The sequence below is a fragment of the Acidomonas methanolica genome, from assembly GCF_004346035.1.
Lineage (GTDB): Bacteria > Pseudomonadota > Alphaproteobacteria > Acetobacterales > Acetobacteraceae > Acidomonas > Acidomonas methanolica.
Map to the genome: position 1 here is coordinate 1 of NZ_SLZN01000070.1, position 4,385 is coordinate 4,385.

Consider the following 4,385-nt stretch of genomic DNA (forward strand, 5'->3'; position numbering starts at 1 on the left):
GACCGTGGGGATGCCAGCCTCACCCCGGAGGGCATGGTCCGCTATCGCAGGAACCTGCTGGCGACGCTGGAAGGGCGGGAGGTGGAACGGGTCGGGCAGGCCATGGCCGAAAAGCGGGGGAAGCTGTGGCGCCCCCTCGATCGCTTCGAGACCATCCAGGGCACGATGAAAGGCCCGATCGATCTGGCCAGCGGGCGCTTCGCGGTGCTGGAGAGCGGGCATGAATTCTCGCTGGTGCCCTGGCGGCCGGAGATCGGCAGGCAGCGCCAGAAGGAGATGGCCATTTCCATGGACGAGCACGGTGGCATCTCCTGGGAAATGGGCCGGGGCAGGGGGCTTGGCCTGTAGCGGGATGCTACCACGAGTCGTTCCGAAACCATGACGAACATCGACAAAACCCGCCAATTTTACGCCACGCTACGCCCCTGTACGATACCGATCCAACAAGGACTTGCGCGACAAAAATTCCGCGTCAATCTGTCATCGGACCTCCAGATCGGGAGCACGACGATGACCAGACGGCAGCGGATGAACGTGTATTTCGAGCCGGGCCTGCTGAAGCAGGTCGAGGCGCTGGCGGAGCGCCGGAAAGTGTCGAAATCGGCGGTGATCGAGGCGGCGGTGCTGTCGCTCGTGTCCGGCGAGGACGATGGACGCCGGGATGCGGCCCTGTCGAAGCGCCTGGACCGGCTCGGGCGGCGGATCGACGATGTGGACGAGGCGGTCGCCGTGCTGGGGGAGGCATTCGCGCTCTATACCCGTGCCTGGATGAGGCACCAGCTTCCCATCCCGGCGAACGAGAACGAGGCCGCCAGGGACCGAGCTGCGGATATGTATGCCCAATTCAATGAGGTGCTGGTCCGGCGGCTGGCGAAGGGGCAGCGGTTTCTACATGATCGGGTGCGGGATGTCGCAGCGCAGAAGGACACGAATTCGAGTAGGTAAGCTCGATAGGAGTAGATTGCGCGAACATATTGCGTGCTTCTAAATTCCGATAGATGGGACCAATCAACATGAAACAGGAAACGACTAGATGCGTTGAGCCCGGGCGATCCATGCACTGTTGTGCGCGGACGCTTTGTTGGCGTCGTAGCCAGCGAAATAAAGAGAGTTTCCATCTTCGGGAAATGGTGAACACTTGATTGCCCGAATGGCGACAGGTGCTTGTGGGAACGGTGCAGCGAGTTGTCTAAGCATGTAGTGTCCATCTGGCCAGCGCAAGAGATACCATGCACCTGCCTCGACAACCCCATAGCCGATATCGACCACGTGATGGCCAGCAGGAACAGGAGTTTTTTTGGCGACGAAAGCCATTAGACCGATCAGAAGCACGTTCTCGCCTTCTGGCAATGAAACAGAGGTCATGTCGTTGTAGGCTGCGATGACATAACGGACGTCCATCCGCCAAGATTGACTCAGAAAGGCGCATAGATCGAGTTCGGTAATGTTTTCTCCCGTTTCCGGATTGATTCGAAGAACGCGCGCCGCTGTGCCTTCGACGGTGGCAAGAAGCATTGAGGTTCCGACGAATGGCACCGCAGTCAAGCCTCTGAGGCCAGTTTCCGAACGTCCCGGTATGGAATTAGTGTAAATGGAGCGCCATTGAGGCGATGGCCCATCTATACGTTCAAAGACATGCTGACCAATCGTAGCATAGAGTCTGCCATTGGCTTCGGCGAAACTTGTTACGCGAAGACGTCTATGCAGTCCGGCAAAAGCATTACTTATACTAGCGGGCGTGATTTCAGGGGTGGATGACCACCGGATATGACCCTTTGTCTGAGGGTCATATGAACCTGAAAAAATCCCGCGTGGCATCTGTCCGGCGAAAACAAGATCGGCACCGGTCACACGGTCTTTATGACTGCCGAAACACCGGATTTGGGGGAGAAAGTTGGGGGTAGGCTTGTCTTCAGACAGGATGAGGGCGGACCATCTCCCCGTATCATTGTGGCGTGTGAACACCTGCGATGTGCCGGTCAGGTCCCATGTTGATGCCAGCAAGAGAGAAACGGGCTGGGAAAGCGTTTTTCCTCTCCCATCGGTATCGAACTGAATGCTTTGGAGCGCACTTACAGCAAGGTGACGCCGCCGCCCGTCCGGGAGACGCTCGTCAAAATCGTGATCGACACGCCATGCCCCATCAGGCGTCTCCAAAACAAGGATCTGGGCTGCTTGCGCACCCTCCTGTCCGGGAATGTCCTCCCAGTAGCCATTGCCGCCATAGAGCTTGCCCTCATGGGCAGTCATGACACGCATCTCGGTTCCGCCAGCAAAATGCCCGTCCGGATCGTGTTTCCCGGCTCGATAGGAGAGCGTGACAGTTGTCTCTGGACGGCCCGCACGTGTGCAGCCAACCTGCGCAACAAAGGCTGTGGCGGATGAGAACATTAGTAGGGATCGTCGTGAACACGAAACGGACATCATCAGATTGCCTTTGCTCTGGAGTTCAGAATCCCTATCGTCTCATAACGCACGGCAAGATCGTCCAACATGTCGGATCATAACGGACAAAGAAGAATTCGATGAAGAACAAGAATAACCAGGCCATCGGGTTGCTGCGATTCTGCCTGACGTTGGCCGTCGTCATGCATCATTCCGTTCTGACTTATTGTGTCTTCGGTCATTTTAACCACCGGAATTACCTTCTTTCGACAGCGCCTATCGTTGACGAGCAGCGTTGGAGCGGTTTCGATCTCTTTGTCCGCTGGAACGATACCTATTTCATGGCCCTCATGTTTCTCATTTCGGGGCTGTTTGTGTTGCCCAGTTTGCAACGGAAGGGGGCACTTCACTATCTAAAGGACCGGCTTCTGCGTCTTGTCCTTCCCTTTGTCGTCTGCGTGACTATCATAATGCCACTGGCTTATTACCCATCCATTCTTCAGGCCGGAGCACAGATCTCACTCCTGACCTTTTGGCATGGATACTTTGGTCGTTATCATTGGCCAGGCGGTCCCGCCTGGTTTATCTGGTTTCTCTTTCTCCTCGACGCCCTGTGCGTTCTGACAATCCGCCTTTTCCCTACTCTTCCGAAGCGTTTGGCGGCGATTGTGCCTGATGTCATGGATCGCCACCCGGCTTTTGCCGCCAGCTCTATCATAATCGCGGCTCTTCTTGCTTATTTGCCTTTTACAATTCTCTTTGGTCCGGAGCGCTGGCTGAGTCTGGGGCCTTTCTTTATTCAGGGGAGCCGGATCGGCCTATATGCTTTTTTCTTTGGTCTGGGCTGTGCGGTAGGGGCTGCGGGCATTCGCCATTCCCTTTTTAAGCAGGATGGAGCACCGGCACGTCACTGGTTGATTTCACTGTGTCTAGGGGCGTTTTCTCTCCATTTTTTTATAAGCCTTCCGTTCAATATGGAAGGTCTACGACCAGTTCTCTTCGTTTTTTGCTGCGTGTCGTTCTGTATGGCCATGTCAGGCCTATGCCTGCGTCATGTCAGGAACATACCGACATGGATGGACCGTCTTATAAGCCAAGCCTACGGGGTCTATATTATCCACTATGTCTTCGCGACGTGGGTCCAGTTTTATTTGCTGCCGGTATCCTGGGGAGCGATCCCGAAAGCTACTTTCGTTTTGGGAGTGACGCTGCTTTCCAGCTTCCTCTTGACGAGGGCTGTTCGATCCATTCCGTTCGTGCGACGTGTGATTTGAATGTGTTAGATTGCGATGTGGAGAAAATGTCGGTATCGACCGGACCGTGCCCATGCGTAATCCATCGTAATCATAGGTAGTCCCGGATACAGGCGCGTCGTACAAATGCGTGGATATTAAACGACTACTTAGGACGGCGAGAAGCACTGAAGCTTCCTCGTCGGTCTGTGTGCCATATCGAGTAGAGCATAATCACTAGGTTCTGTTGACAAAAGGTCTTTTCAGACTGGCGTGGACGTGATTCAATGCTGGTCTTTACGGAGACCTGTGGATGCGTGGCGACCTGACGGGGGCGAAATTTCTGATTATTCCGGCGCTGATGCCCTGATGGACCTGCCGGTCGCGACACCGCGCCGATTTCTGGCCGACAAGGGATATGATAGTGACAGGATACGGGAGAACCTGCTTTTTCGAGGCATTCTTCCCGTAATCCCACCGCGTTCAAATCGCACAAAGGATATCCCCTGCGACTTCCGTCGTTATCGGGATCGCAACCGTATCGAGCGGATGTTCAACAAGCTGAAGCAGTTTCGGCGTATCGCAACCCGCTATGACAAGACAAGAAAATCGTTCCTCGCCTTTCTCAACCTCGCAGCCGTAAAATTGTGGCTACCGTCTTTTGTCAACAGAACCTAGCACTACTTTGGCATAAAACATTGGGAAGGGATTCCCTTGACGCCCGATCGCTGATTCATAGGAGACCGGCTATGATGAGGGCTGGCGATG

5 protein-coding genes are annotated in these 4,385 nt (G+C 55.1%); 4 read left to right on the top strand and 1 reads right to left on the bottom strand.

Annotated features, from left to right (window positions below; genetic code table 11):
* A partial coding sequence (locus EDC31_RS17210; RefSeq protein WP_132127211.1) for a DUF3363 domain-containing protein occupies nt 1–348 on the top strand: 348 nt, incomplete at its 5' end.
* 162 nt (nt 349–510) lie between these two features.
* On the top strand, nt 511–945 hold the full coding sequence (locus tag EDC31_RS17215) for a ribbon-helix-helix domain-containing protein (RefSeq protein ID WP_132127212.1): 435 nt from the start codon (nt 511–513) through the stop codon (nt 943–945).
* Nucleotides 946–1,029: 84 nt separating this feature from the next.
* On the opposite strand, the gene EDC31_RS17220 is transcribed toward EDC31_RS17215, so the two are convergent.
* Nucleotides 1,030–2,250, bottom strand: coding sequence for a hypothetical protein (locus EDC31_RS17220; protein ID WP_132127213.1), 1,221 nt, complete (start codon nt 2,248–2,250; stop codon nt 1,030–1,032).
* A 275-nt stretch (nt 2,251–2,525) separates the two neighbouring features.
* On the opposite strand from EDC31_RS17220, the gene EDC31_RS17225 reads away from it, so the two are divergent.
* Both EDC31_RS17225 and EDC31_RS17230 read left to right on the top strand, forming a co-directional pair.
* Nucleotides 2,526–3,659, top strand: coding sequence for an acyltransferase family protein (locus EDC31_RS17225; protein ID WP_042061757.1), 1,134 nt, complete (start codon nt 2,526–2,528; stop codon nt 3,657–3,659).
* A gap of 267 nt (nt 3,660–3,926) precedes the next feature.
* On the top strand, nt 3,927–4,295 hold the full coding sequence (locus tag EDC31_RS17230; RefSeq protein WP_204366711.1) for an IS5 family transposase: 369 nt from the start codon (nt 3,927–3,929) through the stop codon (nt 4,293–4,295).
* Nucleotides 4,296–4,385: the final 90 nt, after the last annotated feature.